This is a genomic window from Sulfitobacter sp. HI0129 (assembly GCF_001635395.1).
In the GTDB taxonomy this organism is placed as follows: Bacteria; Pseudomonadota; Alphaproteobacteria; order Rhodobacterales; family Rhodobacteraceae; genus Sulfitobacter.
The window spans coordinates 1-634 of record NZ_LWGH01000591.1 but is presented as its reverse complement, the minus strand read 5'-3'; the positions used below and the strand labels follow the sequence as shown (position 1 = coordinate 634).

1 protein-coding gene is annotated in these 634 nt (G+C 67.8%); it reads left to right on the top strand.

The features are described from left to right. Positions 1-183 precede the first annotated feature (183 nt). The coding region (locus A3764_RS15745) for a thiamine pyrophosphate-binding protein (protein ID WP_067951759.1) at positions 184-634 on the top strand (451 nt) is incomplete at its 3' end.

Here is a 634-nt window from a genome sequence, read left to right as displayed (position 1 = left end):
GACGGCGGATGAGCTGATCGCCTGGTCCCGGGACAAGCTGGCCGGGTACAAGCGCCCGCGCCGTATCATCTTTCTCACCCCCGACGAAATGCCGCGCAACTCCACGGGCAAGATATTGCACCGGGTGCTGCGCGACCTGCTGACCGACCGCGCATAGCACCCCTCTTTTCAGGAGAACAGGAAATGACCGATACACAGGACCTCAACCAAGACGAGGACAACGTCGCCGCCTGGATCGCCGCCACGCTGAAGGCGCGCAGGGTCGACAGGGTGTTCGGCCTGCAGGGCGGCCATATCCAGCCCATCTGGGACCACTGCGCCCGGCAGGGCATCCGCATCGTCGATGTCCGGGACGAAGGGGCCGCAGTGCACATGGCCCATGCGCATGCCGAGCTGACCGGGGACATGGGCGTCGCGATGGTCACCGCCGGGCCGGGCGTCACCAACTGCGTGACCGCCATCGCCAATGCGTCGCTGGCCCGCGCGCCCGTGCTGCTGATCGGGGGCTGCACCTCGCGCCCGCAGGCGAACATGGGCCCGCTGCAGGACATCCCCCATGTGGAGATCATGCGCCCCGTGACGCGCTACAGCCGCACCGCGCGTGTCGCCGATCAGGTGATCCGCGAGCTGGATG